Source organism: Flavobacterium caeni (assembly GCF_900101895.1).
Taxonomy (GTDB): domain Bacteria; phylum Bacteroidota; class Bacteroidia; order Flavobacteriales; family Flavobacteriaceae; genus Flavobacterium; species Flavobacterium caeni.
In genome coordinates, this window is the sequence record NZ_FMVF01000014.1 from 56,272 (window position 1) to 81,808 (window position 25,537).

26 protein-coding genes are annotated in these 25,537 nt (G+C 50.2%); 12 read left to right on the plus strand and 14 right to left on the minus strand.

The window, feature by feature from the left end:
- Positions 1–7: 7 nt before the first annotated feature.
- Positions 8–496: a low affinity iron permease family protein gene (locus BLP55_RS13170; RefSeq protein ID WP_091145176.1), complete on the minus strand. Its 489-nt coding sequence runs from the start codon at positions 494–496 to the stop codon at positions 8–10.
- A 126-nt stretch (positions 497–622) separates the two neighbouring features.
- On the opposite strand from BLP55_RS13170, the gene BLP55_RS13175 reads away from it, so the two are divergent.
- Complete coding sequence (locus tag BLP55_RS13175; RefSeq protein WP_091145179.1) at positions 623–1,138, plus strand: hypothetical protein; 516 nt, start codon at positions 623–625, stop codon at positions 1,136–1,138.
- 28 nt (positions 1,139–1,166) lie between these two features.
- On the opposite strand, the gene BLP55_RS13180 is transcribed toward BLP55_RS13175, so the two are convergent.
- The 3 genes from BLP55_RS13180 to BLP55_RS13190 all read right to left on the minus strand — a co-directional run bounded on the left by BLP55_RS13180 (position 1,167) and on the right by BLP55_RS13190 (position 5,613).
- Positions 1,167–3,524, minus strand: coding sequence for a glycosyltransferase (locus tag BLP55_RS13180; RefSeq protein WP_091145182.1), 2,358 nt, complete (start codon positions 3,522–3,524; stop codon positions 1,167–1,169).
- A 15-nt stretch (positions 3,525–3,539) separates the two neighbouring features.
- Positions 3,540–4,547, minus strand: a complete 1,008-nt coding sequence (locus BLP55_RS13185; protein WP_091145184.1) for a glycoside hydrolase family 130 protein — start codon at positions 4,545–4,547, stop codon at positions 3,540–3,542.
- A gap of 106 nt (positions 4,548–4,653) precedes the next feature.
- Positions 4,654–5,613, minus strand: a complete 960-nt coding sequence (locus BLP55_RS13190) for a TerC family protein (RefSeq protein WP_091145188.1) — start codon at positions 5,611–5,613, stop codon at positions 4,654–4,656.
- 199 nt (positions 5,614–5,812) lie between these two features.
- On the opposite strand from BLP55_RS13190, the gene BLP55_RS13195 reads away from it, so the two are divergent.
- From BLP55_RS13195 to BLP55_RS13205, 3 genes are all read left to right on the plus strand, one after another.
- Entirely contained in the window at positions 5,813–7,999 is a 2,187-nt protein-coding gene (locus tag BLP55_RS13195) for a glutamine synthetase III family protein (RefSeq protein WP_091145194.1), read from the plus strand.
- A gap of 95 nt (positions 8,000–8,094) precedes the next feature.
- Positions 8,095–8,979: an OmpA family protein gene (locus tag BLP55_RS13200; protein WP_091145200.1), complete on the plus strand. Its 885-nt coding sequence runs from the start codon at positions 8,095–8,097 to the stop codon at positions 8,977–8,979.
- Position 8,980: 1 nt separating this feature from the next.
- Positions 8,981–9,769: an OmpA family protein gene (locus BLP55_RS13205; RefSeq protein WP_091145204.1), complete on the plus strand. Its 789-nt coding sequence runs from the start codon at positions 8,981–8,983 to the stop codon at positions 9,767–9,769.
- On the opposite strand, the gene BLP55_RS13210 is transcribed toward BLP55_RS13205, so the two are convergent.
- Positions 9,770–10,126, minus strand: a complete 357-nt coding sequence (locus BLP55_RS13210; protein ID WP_091145208.1) for a DUF2200 domain-containing protein — start codon at positions 10,124–10,126, stop codon at positions 9,770–9,772.
- Positions 10,127–10,143: 17 nt separating this feature from the next.
- The gene (locus BLP55_RS13215; protein ID WP_091145211.1) at positions 10,144–10,713 is read right to left on the minus strand and encodes a YdeI/OmpD-associated family protein; all 570 of its coding nucleotides are present in this window, start codon (positions 10,711–10,713) and stop codon (positions 10,144–10,146) included.
- A gap of 577 nt (positions 10,714–11,290) precedes the next feature.
- On the opposite strand from BLP55_RS13215, the gene BLP55_RS13220 reads away from it, so the two are divergent.
- Both BLP55_RS13220 and BLP55_RS13225 read left to right on the plus strand, forming a co-directional pair.
- Positions 11,291–12,469 carry an AIR synthase related protein gene (locus BLP55_RS13220; RefSeq protein ID WP_091145215.1) on the plus strand — a complete coding sequence of 393 codons (1,179 nt, stop codon included), beginning with the start codon at positions 11,291–11,293 and terminating at the stop codon, positions 12,467–12,469.
- A 141-nt stretch (positions 12,470–12,610) separates the two neighbouring features.
- A complete protein-coding gene (locus BLP55_RS13225; protein WP_091145220.1) occupies positions 12,611–13,201 on the plus strand; it encodes a GNAT family N-acetyltransferase in 591 nt (196 codons plus the stop codon).
- On the opposite strand, the gene BLP55_RS13230 is transcribed toward BLP55_RS13225, so the two are convergent.
- Positions 13,164–13,631, minus strand: a complete 468-nt coding sequence (locus tag BLP55_RS13230) for a GldL-related protein (RefSeq protein ID WP_091145224.1) — start codon at positions 13,629–13,631, stop codon at positions 13,164–13,166. The two genes, BLP55_RS13225 and BLP55_RS13230, sit on opposite strands and share 38 nt — an antisense overlap.
- A gap of 83 nt (positions 13,632–13,714) precedes the next feature.
- Between BLP55_RS13230 and BLP55_RS13235 the strand changes: the two genes are divergently transcribed.
- Positions 13,715–14,155 carry a hypothetical protein gene (locus tag BLP55_RS13235; protein WP_091145323.1) on the plus strand — a complete coding sequence of 147 codons (441 nt, stop codon included), beginning with the start codon at positions 13,715–13,717 and terminating at the stop codon, positions 14,153–14,155.
- Between the two features lie 27 nt (positions 14,156–14,182).
- On the opposite strand, the gene BLP55_RS13240 is transcribed toward BLP55_RS13235, so the two are convergent.
- The 7 genes from BLP55_RS13240 to BLP55_RS13270 form a co-directional block, all read right to left on the minus strand.
- Positions 14,183–15,436, minus strand: a complete 1,254-nt coding sequence (locus BLP55_RS13240; RefSeq protein ID WP_091145228.1) for a peptidylprolyl isomerase — start codon at positions 15,434–15,436, stop codon at positions 14,183–14,185.
- 29 nt (positions 15,437–15,465) lie between these two features.
- Entirely contained in the window at positions 15,466–16,581 is a 1,116-nt protein-coding gene (locus BLP55_RS13245) for a peptidylprolyl isomerase (RefSeq protein WP_091145233.1), read from the minus strand.
- A complete protein-coding gene (gene gldI / locus BLP55_RS13250) occupies positions 16,581–17,153 on the minus strand; it encodes a gliding motility-associated peptidyl-prolyl isomerase GldI (protein WP_091145236.1) in 573 nt (190 codons plus the stop codon). The genes BLP55_RS13245 and gldI overlap by 1 nt, the downstream gene beginning before the upstream one ends.
- Positions 17,150–18,175, minus strand: a complete 1,026-nt coding sequence (locus tag BLP55_RS13255; RefSeq protein ID WP_091145240.1) for a DHH family phosphoesterase — start codon at positions 18,173–18,175, stop codon at positions 17,150–17,152. Before BLP55_RS13255 ends, gldI begins: the two co-directional genes overlap by 4 nt.
- 263 nt (positions 18,176–18,438) lie before the next feature.
- Positions 18,439–18,810: a fluoride efflux transporter CrcB gene (crcB, locus tag BLP55_RS13260; RefSeq protein WP_091145243.1), complete on the minus strand. Its 372-nt coding sequence runs from the start codon at positions 18,808–18,810 to the stop codon at positions 18,439–18,441.
- A 73-nt stretch (positions 18,811–18,883) separates the two neighbouring features.
- Positions 18,884–19,276, minus strand: a complete 393-nt coding sequence (locus tag BLP55_RS13265; protein WP_091145246.1) for an ExbD/TolR family protein — start codon at positions 19,274–19,276, stop codon at positions 18,884–18,886.
- Positions 19,266–19,991, minus strand: coding sequence for a MotA/TolQ/ExbB proton channel family protein (locus BLP55_RS13270; protein ID WP_091145250.1), 726 nt, complete (start codon positions 19,989–19,991; stop codon positions 19,266–19,268). Before BLP55_RS13270 ends, BLP55_RS13265 begins: the two co-directional genes overlap by 11 nt.
- Positions 19,992–20,194: 203 nt before the next feature.
- On the opposite strand from BLP55_RS13270, the gene guaA reads away from it, so the two are divergent.
- The 5 genes from guaA to BLP55_RS13295 all read left to right on the plus strand — a co-directional run bounded on the left by guaA (position 20,195) and on the right by BLP55_RS13295 (position 25,416).
- Positions 20,195–21,724, plus strand: a complete 1,530-nt coding sequence (guaA, locus tag BLP55_RS13275) for a glutamine-hydrolyzing GMP synthase (protein ID WP_091145254.1) — start codon at positions 20,195–20,197, stop codon at positions 21,722–21,724.
- Positions 21,725–21,739: 15 nt separating this feature from the next.
- Positions 21,740–22,516: a LysM peptidoglycan-binding domain-containing protein gene (locus tag BLP55_RS13280; protein ID WP_091145256.1), complete on the plus strand. Its 777-nt coding sequence runs from the start codon at positions 21,740–21,742 to the stop codon at positions 22,514–22,516.
- Positions 22,517–22,544: 28 nt separating this feature from the next.
- Positions 22,545–24,572, plus strand: a complete 2,028-nt coding sequence (locus tag BLP55_RS13285; RefSeq protein ID WP_091145260.1) for a PBP1 and LysM peptidoglycan-binding domain-containing protein — start codon at positions 22,545–22,547, stop codon at positions 24,570–24,572.
- Positions 24,572–24,973, plus strand: a complete 402-nt coding sequence (locus BLP55_RS13290) for an OsmC family protein (RefSeq protein WP_091145263.1) — start codon at positions 24,572–24,574, stop codon at positions 24,971–24,973. The genes BLP55_RS13285 and BLP55_RS13290 overlap by 1 nt, the downstream gene beginning before the upstream one ends.
- A 212-nt stretch (positions 24,974–25,185) precedes the next feature.
- Positions 25,186–25,416 (plus strand): DUF3820 family protein, encoded by a 231-nt coding sequence (locus tag BLP55_RS13295; RefSeq protein WP_091145266.1) that lies wholly within the window; start codon positions 25,186–25,188, stop codon positions 25,414–25,416.
- Positions 25,417–25,537 lie beyond the last annotated feature (121 nt).

The following is a 25,537-nucleotide window of genomic DNA, read 5'->3' on the forward strand; positions in this document are numbered from 1 at the left end:
TCACTTTTTATTTTGCTGCCGACGATGCATCGCGCGTTTTCTTTTTCTGCGCTTTGTATTCGTACAGTTCCTCGGCCTCTTCGATCGAATGGGAGCACTGCAGGCTCTCGTCGCGCAGGAGTGCAATCTTGCTGAGGTGTTTGTAGTATTTTTTTATCGTTTCCATTTCTTCTTCGGTCATCTCTTCGATGTCTACCAGACGGTTGCTTGCAAATTCATGCGAGGCGACCAATTCGTTGAGTTTGAGTTGTATGGCCAGTGAATCCTTGTTTTGCGCTTTTTGGATCAGGAACACCATCAGGAACGTGACGATGGTGGTGCCGGTGTTGATGACAAGCTGCCACGTCTCGGAGAAATTGAAAATAGGCCCCGTACACGCCCAGACGATCACGGCAACCAGCGCCAAACTGAACGCGGTGGTACTTCCTGTGGCTTTGGCGGCATGGCCCGCAAAATGTTCAAAGGCATTCTTGTTTTTTCTGGGTTCTAAATTCATGTCTTAAAGGTGTTTGAGGTTGATTTACGGCGCATTGGTCGGTTGCTTTTTTACTAAAATTAGCTTAAAAAATTTTTTTGGTCTTGTTTTTGGGAATACATTTATGAACAAATAAATTCCAATACCATGAAAAAGATATTTTTACTGTTGGCCGTAGTGGCCGGGACAATTTTGACAAGTTGCGAAGGTCCGCAAGGTCCGCAAGGTCCGACGGGTTACAGCGTCGAGAGCGAAAATTTTGAAATCCGCGATGTAGATTTCTTTGGCGATGCCAACGGATATTACGGCATCCTCTACGAATTGAACCCCGAAATCCTCAACTCAGACATGGTTTTGGTCTACCGTCTGGCAGGCGTCACCAACGACGGCCTCGACATTTGGGAAACCATCCCCGAAACGATCTATTTCCCGAACGGCGAAGAACTCGATTACGATTTCGACTTTACCCGCAGGGACATCAGCATCTACCTGGGCTACACCAGCGAATCGGTGTTAACACCGGCCTACACGCAAAACCAGGTGTTCAGGGTGGTGATCATACCGGGCTATTTGAGCAACAAGGTGGGCGCGACCGACTACGACAGCGTTACACGCGCACTCAAAATATCCGACGCCGATTTCACGCAGCTGACCAAAAACTAAGCGGCGTTTTTATAAACAACAAAGGGAATCAATCGGTTCCCTTTTTTTGTGGGGTTTTCATTGATTTGTGGCGTTTCCGTTGTGCATAACTGTCGGTTTCGTTGCCAAAATACTTGTAACTCATCAGCCGCGCCATCAAATAGCTCACGGTCGATTCGGCGCCTTGGTTGAGGTTGACGTTGTGTTCTTCCAAACCATCAAAGCAACCGCCCGTGCACGGATTGTAAATCACCTGTTCGAGGTGGTTGTTGCCGAGGAACCAATTGAACGCCATTTCCATCTTCTCCAAGTAATGTTTCTCCTTAAAAATGTCGTGGAATTTACGCAGCGCAATCACCGTGTAGGCCACGTCGATAGGCTGTTCGCCGTACTGTCCGCACAGCGTGCCTTTGTAATGCCAGGTCTTGTTTGATACTACTTTGATGCAATCCTGGTCGAACGTTTTTTCGATCAAAAAATCGAACGACCGCTTGGCGATGTTTTGATAGACCTCGTTGTCCGTAAGGGTGTAGGCGCACAACAACGCCTCGGGCAGCAGGCTGTTGGCATAGGTCAAATAGCTTTCGAACCAACGCCAGTCTTCGGACGCCTCATGGCGGTACATCTGGACCAAACGGTTGGCCAAAACCGTCGACAGTTCCAGTGTTTCGTTGATGCTTGCCGCGCGGTTGTGGTAATACAGTCCTTTGATAATGAACGCCATCGCACGTGGCGAATGGATGTCGTAGGCACACCGTATCGCACGCCCGAAAAGCTGTTCGGCTTGGGCAATCATCGTATACGGCAGCAAATGCGAAAGCGAGACCAGATAGCCGAGTGCCCAAATCGCACGCCCGGTCGCGTCCTGGAGGTTGACGGTTTGGTTTTGCCCGGTGACATTCCGGTGAAAATCGACATAGTTGATGAACAAGCCGCCGGGCCTTTCACAAAAACAGATAAAATCGAGGTAGATTTGAAGATAAGGCAAATCGGTCGCGTCGCGGGTTAGCTTGTAATGCTGGCATAGAGCGATGAGCGCGCGTGCGTTGTCGTCGAGCGTATAGCCAGAGCCTGTATCGGGCCGGTTGAGCACCGAAAATTGCAGCATCCCGAAATCGGTGGTCAGCTTCTTGAAATGATCGAGGTTGATTTCGGGATTGCGGTAGTGCAGTTCGATCCGTTTGCGTGCTATGCGTTGCAGGAACTTGGCGTGCGCCACCGCCGAATTTTCCCAAGCCGTACACGTGATCTTGTGCAGCGCGTTGAGCACGATGCGGGTCCTTAAATCCTTGTCGCCCAGCAGTCGGTTGACGGCTTGGGCCAATTGACCGGCATCGCCAAAATCAAACAGCAATCCGCTGTCGCCGGCCAATACCTCACGGGCATGCGGGATGGGGGTCGAAACCACCGGGCAACCGCAACTGAGCGCATACGAAAAAGTACCGCTCACGGCTTGGTTCGGGTCCTTGGAGGTGAACAAATAGACATCGGTGAGCTGTAAATAGTCGAGCAGTTCATCCAACGGCAAATATTTGTTGATGAACAAAACGTGGTCTTCCAGGCCAAGTTCGGCAATGCGGCGCTGCAGTTGTTCGCGGTAAACTTCGCCCTCGCGCAGGGCCACGGTGGGATGCGTCTTGCCGATGATCAAAAAAGTTACTTCGGGCGTGCTTTTAACGATGGACGGCAACGCTTCCAGTGTCGTTTCGATGCCCTTGCCCGAACTGAGCAACCCGAACGTAGACAGCACTTTTCTGCGCGCAAGCCCGTATTTTTGTTTGAGTGTTTTTTTGTCGAGATGCGGTACCAGGTGCGTGCCGTGCGGGATTACGGTGATTTTTTGGTCGTCTGTCGTATAATCCCTGAGAAGGATCTCGCGCGCGCCGTGCGTCATCACGATGAGCCCGTCGGCGCGGTCGAGCAAATGTTGCACATTTTGTTTGAATACGGCATCGGGGCGCGGGAGCACGGTGTGGAACACAAAGACGATCGGTTTTTTGATACGTGCCACGAATGTGTTGAACGCCACCGTGGTTTCGGCAAACAGACCAAATTCGTGCTGGATCAAAACAATCTTGAGGTTGTCGTCGGCGTTGATGCGGTTGGTCAAGTTCTCGTAGGAGGCCGGTTGCGACGTATTGAGTTTGTATTTGACGATGGGGTTCGGATAATCGTGTTGCTCCTGGTCGGATTCTATCGCACAGACCTTGAGATCGAACGAATAGACGAACTGTTTTTTCAACGCCTGGATCAAATCTTCGGAGTAGGTCGCGATGCCACACTCACGCGGCGGATAAGTGGTCAGGAACAAAATTTCGGGCAAAGCATGGCCGTCTGTTCGGTACGAACGTTTTTGGATGGCCACGGGCAGCAGGCTGGCAGATTTTTGGGAAGTGTATTTTTTCATGTCCGTATTCGATCGCTAAATGGTTTTGTGTAACAGCAATTCCTGCAGGAGCTCGCTCATTTTGCACGAAGCAACCGCGATCCGTTCGTCGGCCGCGCCATAGTAGATGTACAAATCGTCTTCGAGGACCACGGCGCCAGACGGGAATACCACGTTGTTGACGTAACCCTTGAGTTCCCATTCGGCCTCGGGGATGAACAATGGGTAGGGCAGCCGTCCGATTTCCTTGGCCGGGTTGTCTTTGTCCAGCAGCGCCGCGCAGGCCGTATACATATAACCCGACACCACATCGTGCACGCCGTGGTAAATGAGCAGCCAGCCGTGTTCGGTTTCAATCGGCGGACAGCCGTTCCCGATGTAAGAGAGCTCGTGTTCATATTTGGGGTCGAGCACGATGTAGTCCTCAAGATTTTGCAGGTAGTCCTCCCAGTAAGCGGGTGTCAGGTCTTTGAGCGTATCCACCGAAGCCATCTGTATACCCGGCTTGATGCGGTGCAAGAAGAACAATTGGCCGTAAATGCGTCGCGGAAAAAAAATCAGGTTCTTGTCCCACACGTAATTGTTGCCCATGTTGAGCCTGAAATATTTGAGGTTGATGTTGCCCGAAAAGTGCAACCATTCGCGAAATTGGTCGCCTTCGACCTGCGGGACCAAGATGCCCTGTTTTTCGAATCGTTTGCGGTCTTTGGAAGTCGCCACCGCACCAAACGCGTTAATGCCGTCGTATGCGCAATACGACATGTAATAGGTGTCTTCTATTTTGACGATGCGCGGGTCCTCGACGCCGTGGTTTTCGTAAAAGTACTCGGGCGACATGATCGGGTAGTCAAGCCGCTCGGCTACGGTGAGCGGATCGCTGAGCCGGCAATAGCCGATGGTCGAGCGGTTTCCTTTGGCGACGGCCCGGTAAAACATATGGATTTCGCCGTCTTCCATGATCACGGCAGGGTTAAGTACCCCTTCTATTTCGAAATCCACCTCGCGTTTTTCGAGTACGATCCCGTGTTTTTGTACAGCTACCATGGCGTTGGAATTTAGGTTGGATAAAATTCCAAAATACCCATTTCAACCGCTTACACGATACCCCTAAAAGTTTATAGGATTGGTTGTTAAAACAATTTAACGCGGCTTAAATCCCGGTTGGCGTTTGCTTTTTTGATTGGTTCATCGATACCAGAATCCCTACGGTAAGTGACAAGGCGATAAACCCGAGCGACACCCATTCGGGAAATTGGACATAGTCGTGGATGAGCATCTTTACGCCTACAAAAGTCAGGATCGCGACCAGGCTGTATTCGAGATAACTGAATTTCTCGAGCATGTTCGCCAGGAAAAAATACATCGACCTGAGTCCGAGGATCGCAAAGATGTTCGAACTGAACACGATAAATGGATCCGAGGTGATGGCCAGGATGGCCGGAACGCTGTCGAGCGCAAAAAGCACATCCATCACTTCGATGACCACGAGTGCAACAAACAAAGGCGTGGCGTGCAGTTTGTCCTTGATTCTCACAAAAAAGTGCTCCTTGTCGTGGTGCGAGGTGATCGGGATGATTTTGTGCAGCAGGCGATAGCTGAACGAGTGCTTGGGGTCGAAATGCTCGTCGTTTTCTTTTTTGAACAGCATCTTGGCCGCCGTAAAGATCAGGAACGCGCCAAACAAATACGTCATCCAGCTGAACTTGTTGATCAGGATCACGCCAAAATAAATCATGAGCCCGCGGAACACGATAGCGCCCAAGATGCCCCAAAACAAAATGCGGTGCTGGTATTTTTGCGGGATACGGAACGACGAAAAGATGATCGCGATCACAAAAATATTGTCGATGCTCAAAGACAATTCAATCAAGTAGCCCGTAATGTATTTCACGGCGGCCACGTGCGGTTCCAGCGCAAGCGGGTTCGGGATGTGATCGGTAGTGTACAGCCAGTAGATGACGCCCGAGAAAATAAACGAGAGTGTAACCCAAACGCCTGTCCACATGCTGGCTTCTTTCATGCTGATGATGTGCGGGGTTCGGTTAAACACGCCCAAATCGAGCGCAAGGAAAAAGACGACGGCGGCCAAAAACAAGATCCAGACAATCATGGCATATCAATTAGGTACGCAAATATAGCCTTTTACCAAACTCCGAGCGGTGCCGAATCGCCAAAGTTGTCATAATTTTTTCATTTAATCGACAAAATGATAATTTACCCCGAAAAAATAGGGGTATAAATTTTATTTTGATAAAAAGTTATATATTTGCCCCATCAAATCAAAGGGTTTAATTTTAAAAATAACATTTATGTCAACATTCCGTTCCGAGGCGCTGAAGGAAGCTTCCAGCAGAAAGCCGGTAAAATTTGAAGAGGCCGATAAAAAATCCGCGATTTTCGGCAGCAACGTATTCAACGACGCGGCGATGAAAAAATTCCTCACCTCGGATGCCTACAAAGGCGTAAAGGATGCCGTCCAGCACGGTACCAAGATTGACAGAAAATTGGCCGATTACATCGCCATGGGCATGAAGGAGTGGGCGCTTGCCAAAGGCGTGACGCATTACACCCACTGGTTCCAGCCACTTACGGGTACTACGGCTGAAAAGCACGATGCGTTTTTCGAGACCGATTTCGAAGGCGGATCGGTAGAAAAATTCGGCGGCGGACAACTCGTGCAGCAAGAACCCGATGCATCGAGTTTCCCGAACGGCGGCATCCGCAATACGTTCGAGGCGCGTGGTTACACCGCTTGGGATCCGACTTCGCCGGCGTTTATTTTTGGAACGACGCTTTGTATTCCTACCGTTTTCATTTCGTACACGGGCGAAGCCCTTGATTACAAAACACCTTTGTTGCGTGCGCTTTCGGCGATTGACGAAGCGGCCACCGAAGTGTGCAAATACTTCGACAAAAATGTAAAAAAAGTAACCCCGACTTTGGGTTGGGAGCAAGAATATTTCTTGGTCGACAAGGCGCTTGCCAACTCACGTCCGGACATTTTGCTTACGGGCAGGACTTTGTTGGGACACACCTCGGCCAAAGGACAGCAGTTGGAAGACCACTATTTTGGCTCGATCCCGACGCGCGTTTTGAACTACATGCGCGAACTCGAAGAAGAGTGTATGTATTTGGGCATCCCGGTCAAGACGCGTCACAATGAGGTCGCGCCCAACCAGTACGAATTGGCACCGATCTTCGAAGAGACCAACCTGGCCGTAGACCACAACTCGCTTTTGATGGACGTCATGCAAAAAGTGGCCGAGCGTCACGATTTCAAAGTGTTGTTCCACGAAAAGCCGTTCATGGGTGTCAACGGATCGGGCAAACACAACAACTGGTCGATGGCGACCGATACGGGTATCAACCTTTTGAGCCCAGGCAAGACGCCAATGAGCAACCTGCAATTTCTCACGTTCTTCATCAACACGATCAAGGCCGTGAACGTATACGAATCGTTGTTGCGCGCATCGATCGCTACGGCATCGAACGACCACCGTTTGGGTGCCAACGAAGCGCCGCCTGCGATCATCTCGGTATTCATCGGACAGCAGTTGACCAAAGTTCTCGAAGAACTCGAAGGCGTATCGACCGGCAAATTGTCGCCGGCAGAGAAAACCGATTTGAAACTCAACGTCGTCGGAAAAATTCCAGATGTTTTGCTCGACAATACCGACCGTAACCGTACATCGCCGTTTGCGTTCACCGGAAACAAATTCGAATTCCGCGCCGTCGGTTCATCGGCCAACTGCGCCAACGCAATGACCACTTTGAACGCCATCGTGGCCAAGCAGTTGAAGGATTTCAAGAAAGAAGTCGACGCGCTCATCGACAAAAAAGGACTCAAGAAAGACGAGGCCGTGTTCAACGTTTTGCGCGAGTACATCAAGCAGTCGAAAAATATTTTGTTCGAAGGCGACGGCTACAGCGAAGCTTGGGAAAAAGAGGCCAAGAAACGCGGATTGAGCAACTTCAAGACCACGCCGGCCGCTTTGAAGGCCAAGGTGTCGAAGCAGGCGCTCGAATTGTTCGGCGAACTCAACATCATGAACCACGTCGAGGTCGAGGCACGTTACGAGATCGAACTCGAAGAATACACCAAAAAGATCCAGATTGAAGGACGTGTATTGGGCGACATTGCGAGAAACCACGTGATCCCGACGGCCATCCGTTACCAGAATACGCTTATCGAAAACGTCAAAGGTTTGAAGGAAATCTTTGGTAAGGATTTCGAGAAAGTGGCCAAGGAACAAATCGCGCTCATCAAGGAAATTTCGGCGCACATCGAAGGCATTAACTCGAAAGTAGATCAAATGACCGAGGCGCGCAAAAAAGCCAACAACTTGGGCGACGCACACAAAACAGCCGATGCGTACTGCGAAAAAGTGAAGCCTTATTTCGAAGTCATCCGCGAACATTGCGACAAACTCGAGTTGCTTGTAGACGACGAGATCTGGACACTGACCAAATACCGTGAATTATTGTTCACGAAATAATTGATTATTTTGAATGGAAAAGCCCGCTGTTTTGAGCGGGCTTTTTTTGTGCTTGGGATTTTTTGCGTATCTTTCGATAACCAACAAAATCCCGCATGAAAGCACTTGCGCTATTTTTGTCGCTGTTTTTTTCTGTCGGAATCGCCGCACAGGAACAATTTTCGGTTTTTTTCGACAGCAACAAATTCGAACTCAAGAAATCCGAAAACGACAAACTCCAGGCCTGGATTGATGCACACACCCAGGACAAGATCGTGGCCATCAACGGCTATACCGACGAAGACGGCACGACGGGATTCAACGATACGCTCGCGCAAAAACGCGTGAACACCATTTTTAAGGCGACCCACGGCAAGGTCAAGATACGCGACGATTTCAAGACACGCAGTTTTGGCGAGCAGCACAACCTGTCGAAGAACAAGGCCGAAAACCGCAAGGTCACGATTTATTTCATCGAAGCCAAAGACCTGCCACGCGAAAACGAAATCCTTGGGATCAAGCCCGAACCGCCCGTGGTCAAGGAAAAGCCGCCGGTGTTTTATCCCAAAAACATTGTGCTCGAAAATCCCGACGGTTCCAAAACCGAATTCCAACTCGATGTGGCCTTCATGAAACAGGTCGGAGAGGCCAAGGTGGGCGAGAAGCTCAAGATCGACAACCTCAATTTTATCATCAATACGTTTGCGGTGGTGCCCGAATCGCGGCGTAAATTGTATGAATTGTTGATTGTGATGGAGAAAAATCCGTCGTTGAAAATTGAAATCCAAGGGCATTTGTGCTGCATGCCTTCGGACAAACAGGATTTGTCGACCAAGCGCGCCAAGGCCATCCAGCAATTCCTGATCAAGAACGGTATCGCCAACGAACGTATTACCTACAAAGGTTTCGGCAGCAGCCAACCGATTTTCCCGATTCCCGAAAAGGACGAACCCCAACGTGCGGCCAACCGGCGCGTCGAAATAGCCATCGTAGCCAATTGAGATGAGGGCCGCGTTATCCATACTGACGTTTTTGATTTCGGTCGCAACGATGGGACAGCAGCGGTTGACGGTGTATTTCGACTTCAACAAACACGACATCAACCAAACGGCTTTGCAGCAACTCAATTCGTGGATCGCCGACAACGACCACATCACGGTCGAGAAACTCTACGGATTTTGCGACTGGAAAGGCGGCAACCGCTACAACGATACGCTTTCGTTGCGTCGCATAGAAACGGTGCTCGGTTTTTTGCGGGAGAACAACATCAAGGTTAAGGAAGGGTATGAGTTCAAGGGATTCGGCGAAGATTTCGTGCAATCCAAAAACCAGGGCGAGAACCGCAAGGTGGTGATCGTGTACCGTACCGATGCGCCCGAGCAAGAGGCCGTGACCCAGCGCAGCCAACCGACGTTGCAACAAAAAATCAAGGACGCCAAGACCGGCGATTACATCACGCTCGACAACATCCAATTCTTTAACATGTCGCCGCGCGTGTTGCCCGAGTCCAAACCCGTTTTGTACGAACTTTTGTGCGCGTTACAGGACAATCCAAAACTGCGTATCGAAATCCAGGGACATATTTGTTGCCAACTCGAAGGCGACATCAACAATTTGTCGGTGATGCGTGCCCGCGCGATCTACAACTACTTGATCTCGAAAAAAATTAACCGCAAACGGCTTTCGTACCGCGGTTTTGGCGTGACCAAGCCCATCCATCCGATTCCCGAGCAGAATACGCAACAGCAAAACGAGAACCGGCGCGTAGAGGTATTGATCGTGGAGCAGTAGCTATGGACGCAAGATTTTTTCCATCGGCCTGCCCTTGGCCAATTCTTCGATGAGTTTGTCGAGGTAGCGTATTTGCCGCATGAGCGGATCGTCGATTTCCTCGATGCGGTAGCCGCAAATCACGCCCGTGATCTTGGGTGCGTTTGGATGCAATTGGGCTTGGCCGAAAAATGTCCTGAAATCGGTTTTGTCGTCAAGTATTCTTTGCAGGGCTTGGGCGTCGTAACCGGTGAGCCATTCGATGATTTGGTCGACTTCGGCCTTGGTGCGATTTTTTTTCTCGGCTTTGGCGATGTAATGCGGGTACACGCCCGCAAAACTCATCTTGAAAACCCGTTCGTTGTTGCTGTTGTTCATCGGTTTAGTTTTTGAATTTAACGCGCAACCTGTTTCCAGCGTTTGCCCTGGGCGCTGTCGGCAATGACGCTTTCGAGCCGCGATAAACGCGTTTTTTCTTGTTTGGCCGTCATGATGAGGTGTGTCACTGTTTTGCGGTAGCCCGGCGGTTGTTTTTCCCAAAACGCCCACGCTTGTTTGTTGGCCTTGAATTGCTTTTCGAAAATGGGGTCGAGCATTTTGGGTGCCGATTCGTGCGAATAGATTTTGGATTTGCTTTCCTGGCGTTTGGCGAATGCGGCCATTCCTTCAGGACGCATGAGCCCTGCCTGCGTCAATTTTTCAACTTTGTCGATGTTCACCGCGCTCCAAATACTGCCGGGTTTGCGCGGTGTGATCCGGATGCACCAGCGCTCGGCGTCGATCGATTTGCTGCGGCCGTCGATCCAACCAAAACACAACACCTGATCGACAAGTTCCGACCAAGACATGTTTTCCTTTTTCGTGCCTTTTTTGTACAAGCCGACGATGAGTTCGGTTTGTTTGTCGTGGTTTTGTTCGAGCCAGTTTCGAAAGTCGTGTTGGTCTTTGAAGAAAAGTGGTTCCAAATTATGATAAATGTTGTAAAGTCATAAAGTCATAAAGTCATAAAGTCATAAAGTCATAAAGTCATAAAGTCATAAAGTCGAACGCCGAATAACCGATTCACTGATTAAACAATTAACCGACTCCACAAACTTTAACAAAAAGTACAGAAAATTACTTCGTACAGTTCGCCCTTCGGGCTCGGGTCTGCTTGCATGGTAATTTTAAATTCCGTTGGGAATACCTTACATTGCCCCCTTCCCATAGAACGAAGTTAGCATTTGTCGCGTTGTTTTCACTGTAGAAAAACTGTAAAGTTAAAAGTCATAAAGTCGAACGTCGAATAACCGAATAGCCGATTAAACGATTAAACAAACCCACGATTGCCGTCGTTCAAATTTAGTGAAAAAGTTCGATTGGTGCAGATCGCCCTAGCCCGCCCCGAAGCTTCGGGGGCAGCGGCATCCTTTTTTGTGAAGCAAAGCGGAACAAAAAAGATACAGCGAACAGCCGGAACCAGCTCCTAAAACCATTCAAAATTCAAAATTCATCATTCAAAATTCACCATTCTAAACTATCTTTGCCCCACAACAACACACTATGAATCCAGATACTTCCAAAAGATACGCCCAGCGCGGCGTTTCGGCGGCCAAAGAAGACGTACATGCCGCGATCAAAAACATCGACAAAGGTCTATTCCCGAAGGCTTTTTGCAAAATCGTACCCGATCATTTGACGGGCGACGAGAATTATTGCCTCGTGATGCATGCCGACGGCGCAGGAACCAAGTCTTCGCTTGCGTACATGTATTGGAAGGAAACCGGCGATCTGTCCGTCTGGAAAGGCATTGCGCAAGACGCGCTCATCATGAACATCGACGATTTGCTGTGTGTGGGCGCTACCAACAACATCATGCTGTCGAGCACCATCGGGCGCAACAAAAACCTGATTCCGGGCGAAGTATTGTCGGCGATTATCAACGGCAGCGAAGAATTGATCGCCGAACTCCAATCGTTTGGCGTGACCATTCATTCCACGGGTGGCGAAACGGCCGATGTGGGCGATTTGGTACGCACAATCATCGTCGATTCTACGGTGACGGCCAGGATGAAACGCAGCGACGTGATCGACAATGCGAACATTGCGCCGGGCGATGTCATCGTCGGGCTTGCGTCTTTCGGGCAGGCCAACTATGAAACGGCGTACAACGGCGGGATGGGCAGCAACGGATTGACATCGGCACGCCACGATGTGTTCGCGAAATACCTGGCCGAAAAATACCCCGAGAGTTTCGATGCGCAAGTGCCCAACGAACTCGTCTATTCGGGCAACGTCAAACTCACCGATGCGGTCGAAGGTTCGCCGATCGACGCCGGGAAATTGGTGCTTTCCCCAACGCGGACGTATGCGCCGATCATCAAAAAAATCCTCGAAAAATATACCCCAAAAGACATCCACGGCATGGTGCATTGTTCGGGCGGCGCGCAAACCAAGATCTTGCATTTTGTAGAAAACCTGCACATCGTCAAGGACAATTTGTTCCCGGTGCCGCCGTTGTTCAAGCTCATTCAAGAACAATCCAAAACCGACTGGAAGGAGATGTACCAGGTGTTCAATTGCGGCCACCGCATGGAATTGTACGTGCCTGAAGCTATTGCTGGCGAAATCATCGAAATCTCGAAATCATTTGGCGTCGACGCGCAAATCGTGGGCCGCGTAGAAGCCGCCGATGTGAAAAAGTTGACGATTGAGAGTGAATTTGGGACGTTTGTTTATTAGGAGCTGATTCCCGCTATCCGTTGCAATCTTTTACGACCTCCGCTGCGCTGTGGCCGCAAAAGGATTTCCACTTCTATCGGGGCTAGGGCATCCGCGTCCATTTAAAATTAGTCGTTTCAAACCGCGTTCAATCCTGCCTTCATGCCAACCATCGATCCCAACCTCATTCTTGAAGACGACCACGTGTTGTTGCGTCCGCTGCAGCAATCGGACGTCGAAAACCTGTTGTATATTTCCGAAACCCAACCCGATACGTGGCATTATTCGCTGGTTCGCGCGGCGGGTAGGGCCAATCTGGAACACTACATCGGTCTTGCGCTTGCCGCACGTGCGCAAGGCACCGAATTCCCGTTTGTGGTCATCGACAAAACATCGGGGAAATACGCGGGCAGCACGCGTTTTTACGACATCAACTTCGCATTCAAGACCTTGCAGCTGGGTTATACCTGGTATGCCGAGGAGTTCCGCGGTACAAAACTCAACAAACGCTGCAAATTCCTGTTGCTGCAATACGCGTTCGAAACGCTCGGCATGGAACGCGTCGAGTTTCGCGCCGATGCCCAAAATGCGCGAAGCATCGCCGCTATGAAAAGCATCGGTTGTACCGTAGACGGCATACTGCGCAGCAACATGCCCACGGCCGAGGGTGGCCGCCGCGACAGTATTGTTTTGAGCATCTTGAAGGAAGAGTGGTTTAACGGGGCGAAGGCAAATCTGCAGAAAAAACTTTAAATCCCATCAGTTGTGACGTCCAAATCAGCAACGCGATTGCGGTGATGACCACGCAACGAAGAAAGAGTTTGTTGTAGTAGTCATCGAGCTCGGGTTTGTTTTTCTGGCTTCTGAGGATGAAGACGACGATCGTCAACGGAACGGCACCCATCAAACCGATCATGAGCATCATCATTGCGCCGGGCCAATGCATCAATGCGAACAGGATCCCGACCACGGGCGTCGACAAGAACATGCCCGCAAAAATCGATGCGGCCGCGTTTTGGTCCTTGATAGTCTTTCCCGACAGGAAGTAAAACCCGAACGGAAAGTAAACCATCATCAGGATACCCAACGAAATGATAATGAAGAAGCTCCCGCCAGGCCAGTGTAGGAGCTTGAATAAAAGGCCGAGGATAAAAATGCTTCCGAGTATTTTTTCTGTTTTCATACTGGTTTGGTTGGATGGTCTACCAAATTAACAGTATTTATTTTGGAATCCAAATCACTAAATTTGCAAAAAACAACAACACAATGAAAGTGAATCCTAAAAACGGTATCGACCAATTGCTCTTTGGCATGAGATTGCCCGATGTCATAGCCATTTACGGCCAACCCGACAAGCAATACAAAGACGAGGATGAGAATGCGATTGCGCTTTTCAATCAAAGCAAAATGCGCCTGACTTTCTACATGGAAGAAGATTTTCGATTGGGATACATCATCGCTTCGGATGCCACTCTCGAATTGTTCGGCAACAAGATCATCGGCCGATCGCACGCAGCGGTAAAAAACGAATTGCACGAACAAGGCCTCCAAAAATGGACCAAGGAAGGTTATGATACCTACGAAAACTGGTTCAACGAAGACCATTGGCTTGTCCTGCAAACCGAGTTCGACGAAATCGTCAAGGTAGAACTCGGCGCCATCATCAACGACAAGGACGAATTCGACTGGAAATTCAAGACAAAATAAAAGGCCGCGATTGCGGCCTTTGTTTTACTATTTTGTTCCGAAAACCGGCGGTGTGGCCGGCATGGCTTCGAACATCTCGACAATGAAGATAATGTTCGAGTTGGGCGGAATCACGCCGCCGGCACCCTGCGCCCCGTAGCCCAGATTGGCGGGGATGAAAAATGCAGCGCGCTCGTTGAACGACATGTTGCCGAGTCCTTCGATAAAACCAGCGATCAAACCGCTCTTGTTCCCGATTTGGTACGGAAACGCGTTGTAACCGTTTTGCTTGGCGCGGCCTTCGTCCCATTTGCCGTATTCCTTGGCGATGTCCTCATAGCTGCTGTCGAACAACGTACCGTCTTCGAGGTATCCTGCATACGAGAAATAGATTGTTTGTCCATCGGCAGGCTTGGTGCCGTTGCCCGGTTTGAGCGACGCAAATTCGAATCCGGTATCCGATTTTTTAGCATTTTTTCGGATGTCGGCCAGTTCCTTAACCTTGGCGGCCTTGACCGGTGCATATTTTTCGTCGTAGATGCGTTTGTTTTCGGCATCGAGCGCGGCTTGTTTTTTACGTGCTTCTTCGCGGTCGGCCTGTTCCTTGGCTTTTTGTTCGGCCATTTTGCGGTCTTCTTCGGGCTTGCCCACCATGTAATCGGCGAAAATCTTGTTGGCGTCAAATTTTTTGGCTTCGGCACCCTTGCGTTCGATACGCACCTTGGTCATCACATCGTTTTGTTCGATTTTGTTCACCACATCCTGACCCGAAGTCACATACCCAAAAATGGTGTGTTTGTTCGTGAGCCAAGGGGTTTCCTTGTGCGTGATGAAGAACTGGCTGCCGTTGGTGGCCGGGCCCGAATTGGCCATCGCGAGGATGCCGCCTTTGTCGAACTTGAAATCGGGAACGAATTCGTCCTTGAACGCATAGCCGGGGCCACCTTGTCCCGTGCCTTGCGGATCACCACCCTGGATCATGAAATCCTTGATCACGCGGTGAAATTTGAGCCCGTCGTAGTAGGGTTTTCCTTTGAGTTTGGCATCGGCTACCGAGGCGTTCGTGCCTTCGACAAGCGATACAAAGTTGGCCACCGTGACCGGCGCTTTTTGGTATTCGAGTTTGACGGTGATGTTGCCTTTTGAAGTTTCAAAAATGGCGTACATCCCATCGGCCGATGCGGTAGCGGCCTTGGCCGGAGCGGCTTTTTTGGCTACAGGCTTTTTGGCGGCAGGTTTTTTGGTTTGCGCCTGAACGGCCAACAATCCCATAAAGAATAAAAGGACAATCTTAAATTTCATCGTTTATTGTTGTTTATTGTTATTGATTATTATTTAGTGGATACGAGTTCGATCTCGAAAATCATGTTGGCGTTGGGCGGTACTTCGCCACCGGCACCCTGCGGCCCGAAGGCGAGGTTCGATGGGATGAACACCAAAATCTTGCCACCGTATTGCAAGGCTTCGATTCCTTCGATGAATCCCGGAATCATGCCGTCCTTGCGCCCCGCGGGGAATTCGATAGAACGGTATTTGCCATACTGTGCATCGCGCTCGTTGTACTTACCGAATTTCTCGGCCACGGCCGCGACGTTGCTGTCTACCAGATGCCCGTTCTCGAGCCATCCCGAATAATTGAGTTGCAACACATCGCCTTTGTTGGGTTTGCCGTTGCCCTTGGCCAGCATCACATATTTGAGCCCTGAGCGCGTGGTTTTGGCCGTCTTCTTGATTTCGGCCCATTCGGCTACCTTGGCGTCCTTGACCGCTTTGTACTTGGCTTCGTGCGCGCGCTTGGCTTCGGCTTCGATGGCCGCTTGTTTTTTCTGGATTTCGGCCTCTTGCTTGAAGAAATCTGAAAACACCTTGGCGGCGTTGAACTTCTTGGCCGCTTCTCCTTTGCGGATGATTTTGACCGATACGATTTCGTCACCTGGTTCGATTTGGTTCACGACGTCCATCGACGCCTCGTCGGCCACATGGCCAAAAATCGTATGCCTGCCGTTGAGGAACGGGGTAGGAACGTGGGTGATGAAAAACTGCGTGCCATTGGTGCCCGGCCCCGAGTTGGCCATTGCAAGTAGCCCGCCTTTGTCGAACTGTAGCCCTTCGACAATCTCATCGCGAAAACGATAACCCGCATCGCCCGTACCATCGCCCAGCGGATCGCCGCCCTGGATGACGAAATTGGGTTCTACACGGTGAAATTTCAGGCCGTCGTACAACGGCTTTCCTTTGTATTGCGGCGAAACAAACGCATTTTTTCCTTCGGCCAAACTCACGAAGTTGGCCACTGTAATCGGCGTTTTTTCGAATTCGAGTTCAACCGTAATGTTGCCTTTGCTCGTTTCGATGTCGGCATACAGGCCATCGGCCAGGTTGTGGTGTTCGTTCTGGCAGGCGCTTAGCAAAACAAGCGTCAGCAATAGGCCAATTCGTCTGATCATTATTCGGTGGTGGTTTTGGATTCTGGTTTAAAATCGGTCAGGTTGACGGTCACCATGAGCGGTTCGTTGTGGCCGATGCGTCGGTCGTCGCCATGGTAGCCGTGCGCGAGATGCGACGGGAACAGGAAGGTCACCGTTTCGTTCTTGCGCATCAGTTTGATGCCATGCCGCAGCCCGATGATGATTTTTTGCTCCTTGTCTACATAATACGTTTGCGGACGCAGCTCGAGTTCGGTATAGATGATGTTGCCGTTGAGGTCTTTGACTTCGTAGTTAAAATTGGCCACATCGCCTTTGCGCGGACGCAATGTGTCGCGGGTGTTGCGCACGTCGTAACGGTACCAATAGCCTTTGTTCGAGGCAATGTACTGGACTTTCGGATTGCTTTTGATGATTGAATCGATCTTGGCTTCTTCGCCTGCGATGAGTTTTTTGTTGCGCGCGATCGATTCCTTCATAAAGCTGCCGCTGGCTCGGTTGACGGGTTGTCGGGCCTGCTGTTGCGAGCATCCGAGGATGAGCGCGGCGCACATCAAAATAATAAGGATGATGACGGCTATTTTTTTGATCATGATACTTGTTTTTGTAGGTTGGGATGGTACTCGCGCACGATGCGTTCGAACCGTGCGACGGTTTCGGCCAGCGTTTGCGTTGATTTTCCGCCCGCGGCGTTGATGTGTCCGCCGCCATTGAAATGGTCGCGTGCAAATTGGTTGACATCGAAAGCGCCTTGCGATCTAAACGATATCTTGATGATTTTTTCGTCGGTATGTTCGATGAAAATGGCCGTAAACGTGATGCCTTTGATCGAAAGCCCGTAGTTGACGATGCCTTCGGTATCGCCTTTGGCGTAATGGTGTGCGTCGAGTTCGGCTTGGCTCAAAGTCGTGTAGGAAATGCCAAATTCGGGAAAAACCTTCATGTTTTGCAACGCCCGACCCAACAATTGCAGGCTGTCAAACGAACCGTTGTCGTACAACAGCGCCGGGATTTCGGAATTGTCGACGCCCAAATCGATCAGTTCGGCCACGATGCGGTGCGTTGTGCCGGTGGTCTTTGGGAATTTGAACGACCCCGAATCGGTTAAAATACCGGTATAGATGCAGGTGGCGATGGTCTTGTCGATCCAGTCGCGTTTGCCGAGTCCTACGATGACATTGTAGACCATTTCGCAGGTCGATCCAAAAGCGGTGTCGGAATAGGTGAGCTGTGCATAACCGTCCGGGCGTTCGTGGTGGTCGATCATGACAAACGGGGCGGTCAATTTGGCCAGTACATGCTCCATTTCGCCGGTGCGGTGCAGGGCATTGAAATCGAGCGTGAAAATCAGTTCCTGTTCTTGCAGGATACGGGCGACATTTTCCTTGTCTTTTTCATAAACCAAAACAGTTTCCGAATCAGGGAGCCATGCCAGAAATTCGGGAAATTCGTTGGGCGCAATGACTACGGGAGTATGTCCGCCTTTTCGCAGAAAATGGTACAGCGCCAAGGTAGAACCCATCGCATCGCCATCGGGACTGCGGTGCGGGATGATGGCGATTTTCTTGGGTGCGTCGAGCAACTGCGCAAGCCCTTGAATATAGGCGTTTGTCATAGCGTGCGAAGTTACATTTTTTTTGCTAATACGAAACAATTTAACAACATCTTACCAACGTGAATTTACTTTTTTAGGGGTTTTTTGGATTGCGGTGAAACTTTAACAAAATGTACAGAAAATCTGCTTGCGCGGTATCTTTTAATTTCGTTGGGGATACCTTCATAGCCCCCTTCCCTACGGTAAAAATACGTTTTCTTTAAATGCATCTGCTACAGAAAAACTGTAGATTTTGACTTATACGTCAAAGCGCGTTGTGACGATTATCGGGCAATCAAAAGCCCAGCGTAAACTGCCGCCAAACCCACTACAACGCTCGAAGCAATGTACAACAACGCCGCGCCCGAATGGCCATTTTGCAACAGGTTCACATTCTCGAGCCCGAACGCCGAAAACGTCGTATAGCCGCCACAAAATCCGTTGACCAAAAGCCATTTCAGGTTCGAATCCGAAACGTGGTTTTTAGACAGCCACCCCACAAAAGCGCCAATCAGCAAACACCCAATCACGTTGGCGATCCAAGTGGCCCACGGAAAGACCATTGCGCAGTATTTTTGCACGACAACCGCAGTCAAGTACCGCAGTACGCTACCCACGGCACCGCCCAATGCAACCAAAAGTATTGTTTTTGCCATATCAATATCGGTTAAAAAGAAACGACTTCACGAAGATAATCATGAAGTCGTCTGTTTGCTTGTTTAAGATCGATTATTTCTGCGTCGCGATCACGAAATTGAGCTTGAGCTTGACGCCCATCTGCATCAAGTCGACCAAATCCTGCACCTTGTTGTCGGCAGGCACGCGAACCACGACCACTTTGTCGTTGCGCATCGTTGTTTCGTTAAAGACGGCCTGTTCCAGTTGATCGAACGGAAGTTCCTCTTTGTTCAAAAAGTACCGTCCGTCTTCGGTCACCGAAATAGAGATGTGGTCTTTGTTCGTGGTTTCGTTGCTCGTTGCCTTGGGCAGTGTCAGTTTGATGACATTCGGATTGGCCAGCGTCGAGATGATCAAGAAGAACAGGAACAAAAAGAACATGATGTCGCTCATGGACGACGTCGGGATCTCGGGGTGGAACCGTCTGTTTCTTTTAATTGCCATGGCCAGGGTCTTGGATTACGTTGATCAGTTCGAGTGTCTGGCGTTGCGCCTGCAGCGTAAAACGGTCGACCATCATGTTGAACAAATGGTAGCCGCAATAGGCGATGACACCCACTACAAGGCCTGCGCCCGATGAAATCATCTTTTCGTACAATCCGCCCGAAATGGTTTGGATGTTCAAATTACCCGTGGTCGAAATGGTGTGGAAAATCTTGATAACACCCGAAATGGTTCCGATGAAACCCAAAATCGGCGCCACGCCCGAAATCAAACCTAGGTAGCCAAGGCCTTTTTCCATTTGCGCGATCTCTACGTTGGCGGTTTGTTCCATCACCGATTCGATTTCGCCGATGGGGCGTCCGATGATCGAAATCCCGCTGCGCAACACATTGGCCGAAGCAGTGTTTTCGCGGCTACACAACATCAGCGCGTTGTCGATACGGCCCGTTTTGAGTTGCATCTTGATCTCAGACAGCATATTCGGGTCGGTTTTGGTCGTTTTCTTGATCGACAGGTAGCGTTCGATGATCACATACACGCAAAAGAACAACAACGCGATCAGCGGATAGATCATGATCCCGCCCTTGAGCAAGAAGTCAAGGTAAGACACATTTTCGGTAACGCTCACATCGGTTGTCGCGGCGGCAGCGGTATTGGCGGCGTTGGCGAGGCTATCGGTAACGGGTGCGGCTTGCAACAGGAAATTCAAAAACATACAATTTTCGGAATAAGGATTTTTACAAAATTGGCGCAATTTTTCAAAAGCCCCGACCGCTTCGGTTATTTTTTATGAACAGGATTTGGCGCTTTTTGTGGATAACGACAAATTGCGATAATAAGTATTCCCGTAGTAAATATTATTCTGAATAAATTAAATTTTCAAATTTTAATTTTAGAATAATAGCAGTACTTTTGCGCATGCAACACAACGTACTTATCTTAGATTTCGGATCGCAATACACACAGCTCATTGCGAGAAGGGTTCGCGAACTCAACATCTTTTGCGAAATTTTCCCCTACAATCACGTTCCGGGTGATTTATCGAGTTATAAAGCCGTCATTTTATCGGGTAGCCCTTTTTCGGTAAGGGGCGACGATGCACCGCATCCCGATTTGTCGCAAATCCGTGGCAAGATGCCGCTGCTGGCCGTGTGCTATGGAGCGCAATACCTTGCGCATTTTTCGGGTGGCGAGGTCGCGCCGTCGAACACCCGCGAGTACGGACGCGCCAATTTGTCGTTCATCAAAAGCGGCGAAGATTTTTTCTCGGGCGTTTCGCACAATTCGCAGGTTTGGATGTCACATTCCGACACCATCAAGGCGCTTCCAACCGGCGGTGTGCGGCTGGCGAGCACGCATGACGTAGAGAACGCGGCCTACCGTATCGAAGGCGAGCCCACCTATGCCATCCAATTTCACCCAGAAGTTTACCATTCAACCGACGGCAAGCGGATCCTCGAAAATTTCCTCGTAGGGATCGCGCACGTGCCGCAGAATTTTACACCCAACGCCTTTGTCGACGACCAGGTGGCCGAATTGAAAGAGAAGCTCCAAGACGATAAGGTCGTGCTCGGGCTCTCGGGTGGCGTCGATTCGACGGTGGCGGCGGTCTTGCTCAACAAGGCCATCGGCAAAAACCTGTATTGTATTTTTGTCAACAACGGACTTTTGCGCAAGAACGAATTCCAGAACGTACTCGACCAATACAAAGGGATGGGGCTCAATGTCAAGGGCGTCGATGCCACCGACCGGTTCATGACGGCGCTCGCCGGCCTCGAAGATCCCGAAGCCAAGCGCAAGGCCATCGGCAAAACTTTTATCGAGGTGTTCGACGACGAGGCGCATCTGCTCACTGATGTCAAATGGCTCGCCCAGGGCACCATTTACCCCGATGTCATCGAATCGGTTTCGGTCAAAGGGCCATCGGCTACCATCAAATCACACCACAACGTGGGCGGGTTGCCCGACTACATGAAACTCAAGATTGTCGAGCCTTTGCGCATGTTGTTCAAGGACGAAGTGCGACGGGTGGGTGCGACCTTGGGCATCGATCCAGAGCTGCTCGGCCGTCACCCGTTTCCGGGGCCAGGATTGTCAATCCGCATCTTGGGTGATATAACTAAAGAAAAAGTTCGTATCTTGCAAGAGGTTGACGCCGTGTTCATAGACGGATTGAAGTCTTGGGGACTGTACGACAAAGTGTGGCAGGCCGGTGCTATTTTGCTGCCTGTCAACAGTGTAGGGGTCATGGGTGACGAACGCACGTACGAAAAAGTAGTTGCTTTGCGCGCCGTAGAATCCACCGATGGGATGACCGCCGACTGGGTGCATTTGCCTTACGAGTTCCTGATGAAGGTCTCAAACGAGATCATCAACAAGGTCAAAGGCGTGAACCGTGTGGTGTATGACATCAGTTCGAAGCCGCCGGCCACGATCGAGTGGGAGTAACTAAAAACAACGGGTATGAGAAAGTTGGTTTTGATTTTCGCGATGCTGGGATGGCTGCAGATGGGTTATGCGCAAGACAAAAGCCAAGAGGTAGACATCATCAGCCACCAAGTGCAGCTGGGCGAAACCGTCCGCATGCTTTCCCAAAAATACCTCGTCAATCCCGCCGAGATCTACAAGCTCAATAAATTTGCGATAGATGGCATCCGGCAAGGGATGGTGCTGCAGATTCCGGTGCCGCGTAAAGAACCCGCAATCGTCGAGGAAACCCCGACCGAAGAAGTCCAGCAGGAAGTGCCACAGGAGACCGTGCAGGAAGCCGTGGCCGAAACCCCGAAACCGCAAAAAGCCAAGAAAGCGCCGCCAACGGTGATCAGTCGCGAAGGTGAAACCGAGCATGTGGTCGAATCGGGCGAAACATTGTACAGCCTTTCGCGCAAGTATGGGATATCTGTCGATGAAATCAAAAGCAACAACAACGGTCTCAAAAAAGGGTTGCAGGTAGGGCAGGTGGTCAAGATTCCGTCGACCCGAACGCTCAATGAGGAAGAATCGTCCTTGGGCGGAAGCCCGCCGCCAAAAAGGGCCGCCAACGATACTCCGGTACAGCCTTCAGAAGTGGTTTCTACCGGCGAAGGCGAAGTGGTTTCGCACCAGGTCGCACCCAAAGAAACCTTGTATAGCTTGTCTAAAAAATACGGGGTTACCGTAGACGACATCAAAAACCAAAATCCCGATGTGGCCCAAAAAGGGCTGCAAGTGGGCCAAACGATAACCATCCGAAAAAATTGAACCCGAATGGGCCGCTAATCCAAACCCGATGAACCGACTATTTATTGCCCTTTGTCTGCTCGTATCGATGTCTACCGCCGCTTTTGCGCAAAATTACACCAAACACACGGTGGTGCGCGGCGAAACCGTCACGCAGATTGCGGCCAAATACAAAGTGACCCCTTACGATATTTACCGACTCAATCCTGATTCGCAAGGCGGGATCAAGGAAAACGACGTGATTTTGGTGCCCGGTTCGACCTTGGCCAAACCCGTCGAATCCGGCGTCAAGAACACGTCGGCCAAAACCCATGTGGCCGAGCCCAAGGAAACCTGGTACAGCATTTCGCGCAAATACGGCGTGGGTGTTCCCGACTTGCAGGCTGCCAACCCAGAGGCTTTCAAAGACGGGATCAAGATCGGGCAAACCATCAAGATTCCGGGATCGGGGCATCCGCCTACGGTAGCCGTCGAATCCAAACCACAGGTTATCACGACCCCAAAAGCCAACGAGCAACCGCGCCCGGCTTCGTCGGCCGGCGTTTACCACGTGGTGCAGCCCAAGGAAACCAAATTTGGAATCGCGAAAAAGTACGGCATCACCGTGGCCGAACTCGAGCGCAAAAATCCAGATATTGTCGCGAATTTGCCGATTGGTTACAAACTGACCATTTCTGGCGCTACGGCCAAGCAGGAACCCGTCGAAAAACCAAAACCAACCGTACACGACGTTCCGGCCGCCGCGACTACTACCGCAACAACCGAAGTGGTCAAAACCACCAAGTTCTCGGGGTTTGCGAACTACGAAGTCAAGCCCAAGGAAACGCTGTTCAGTTTGTCGCAAATGTTCGACATCACACAGGAGGAGCTCCTGATGCTCAACCCGACGCTCAAGGATGGCGTCAAAGTAGGCATGATCCTCAAAGTGCCGGGCAAGGGTTCGATCACCAAGATAGAATCGGCGGTTTCGAACGGACGTTTTGCCGATTTGACGAAGTCGATTAAAGCAACCGAAAAGAAACAATTGGTGTTGTTGCTGCCGTTCAACGCGGCCAAGATCCAAGGGGATACGGTCAAGAACCTGTCGACGCGTTTGAAAAAAGATGCGTTCTTGAACATGACGCTCGATTTTTATTCGGGTGCGCTCATGGCGATCGATTCGGCCAAAGCCATAGGACTCAACATCGATGTGAAGATTTTTGATTCAGAAGAGAGCAAGCTGTCTTCGAATGTGGCGGCCGTAATCGAGAAAAACAACGTGGCCAAGGCAGATGCCGTGATTGGGCCATTCTACCAGCAGTATGTCGAAAAGGTAGCCGAGATGCTCCAAGGGGCCAACGTACCTGTGATTTCGCCGCTTTCTAAGGAGACCGGCAAGCCGTTTCCGAATTTGTACCAGGCCATGCCGCCAAGCGATTTCACCAAGGGCGCGATGATGGATTTCCTGCGTCAAAAGGCAGGGAATGTGTTGGTGGTGAGCGATCCTAAGCGCCAGTCGAACAAAGAGTTCATCACAAAGAATTATGCCGAGGCCAAATTTGTGACCGTATCCGAGACGGGTGCCGTCGACATGGAAAACCTCAAATCGTTGCTCGTCAAGGACAAAGTCAACTATGTTGTGCTCGATACCGAGAAAACCGGTATGATCCTGAGTTCGACCAATACGTTGCTGGCCGAGATGCCGAATTTCCAGATCCAGATCGCGATCATCGAACCGAACGAAACGCTCGATTTCGAGGAAGTGTCGATGAAACGACTGACGCTCCTCAAGTTGTTGTATCCGTCGCTGACCTACGAGAACAACACGCCCGAAGGCCAATTGTTTGAAAACAGCTACAAGAACAAGAACAAGATTTTTCCGAGCCAATTTGCGGTGCGCGGATTCGATGTGACTTTCGATACCATGCTCCGTTTGTCGCAAGGCAAGACCTTTGCCGAATCGGCCGACCAGGACAAGACGCAACAGGTGGAAAGCAAATTCGAATACGCCAAGAAACCGGGAGACGGTTATACCAATAAAGGCGTGTACATCCTCGAATACCAAGAAGATTTATCTGTCAAACAAGTCAATAACTGATGACCTCTAAAGTAACTTATCTGGGCGATTTGAGAACGTCGTCTGTGCATATCGAATCGGGTGCCGAGATTTTATCGGACGCGCCCAAGGACAACCATGGCAAGGGCGAGGCTTTTTCGCCTACCGATACCGTCGCCAACGCCTTGGGCAGTTGCATGCTGTCGATCATGGGCATCAAGGCGCGCGATTTACAGGTCGATTTGATCGGGTCTACGGTCGAGATCACCAAGATCATGCAGTCGGAGCCGCGTCGGATCGCAAAAATTGTGGCCGACGTCCAAATGATTGTCGAAGCCGACGAAAAAACCAGGACGATACTCGAACGCGCGGCCATGACCTGTCCGGTGTTTTTGAGCTTGCATCCCGATATCGAGAAAGTCGTGACTTTTACTTGGAAGTAGTTTAGTCAAAAGTCAAAAGTCAAAAGTCGAATGTCAAGATGATAGGCGACAAAAGATTGGCGATGAAAATGACCACAGGCTGCTACTTTCCGTATTGTTTTGGAAATTATGTCGGTATCAATTTTTTTCTTCCGACTTAATTAAAATACTAAAGAACACCGCTCAAAATGAAGTTCGTCGCCATCGACTAGTTCTTTCGACTTTCGACTAAAATGACCGACCAGCAATTCCTCATCCAACTCGCGCACGCCAAAATGCCGTTCGGCAAATACGAAGGCCGCTACCTCATTGATCTGCCCGAATATTACGTGGTTTGGTACCACAACAAGGGTTTCCCGAAAGGTACGTTGGGCCAGCAGTTGCAATTGGTGTATGAGCTCAAACTCAACGGGCTCGAGGAGTTGGTACGCAACATCAAAAGGCAATTTCCGAAGCCGGGATAATTTGAAAATTTGGAAATTTGGAAATTTGAAAATGACCGCTATGCCGATAATTTAAAGACGCGTTAATTTTCAAATTTTCAAATTGATTCATTTCCAAATTGGGATTATAATTGTACTTTTG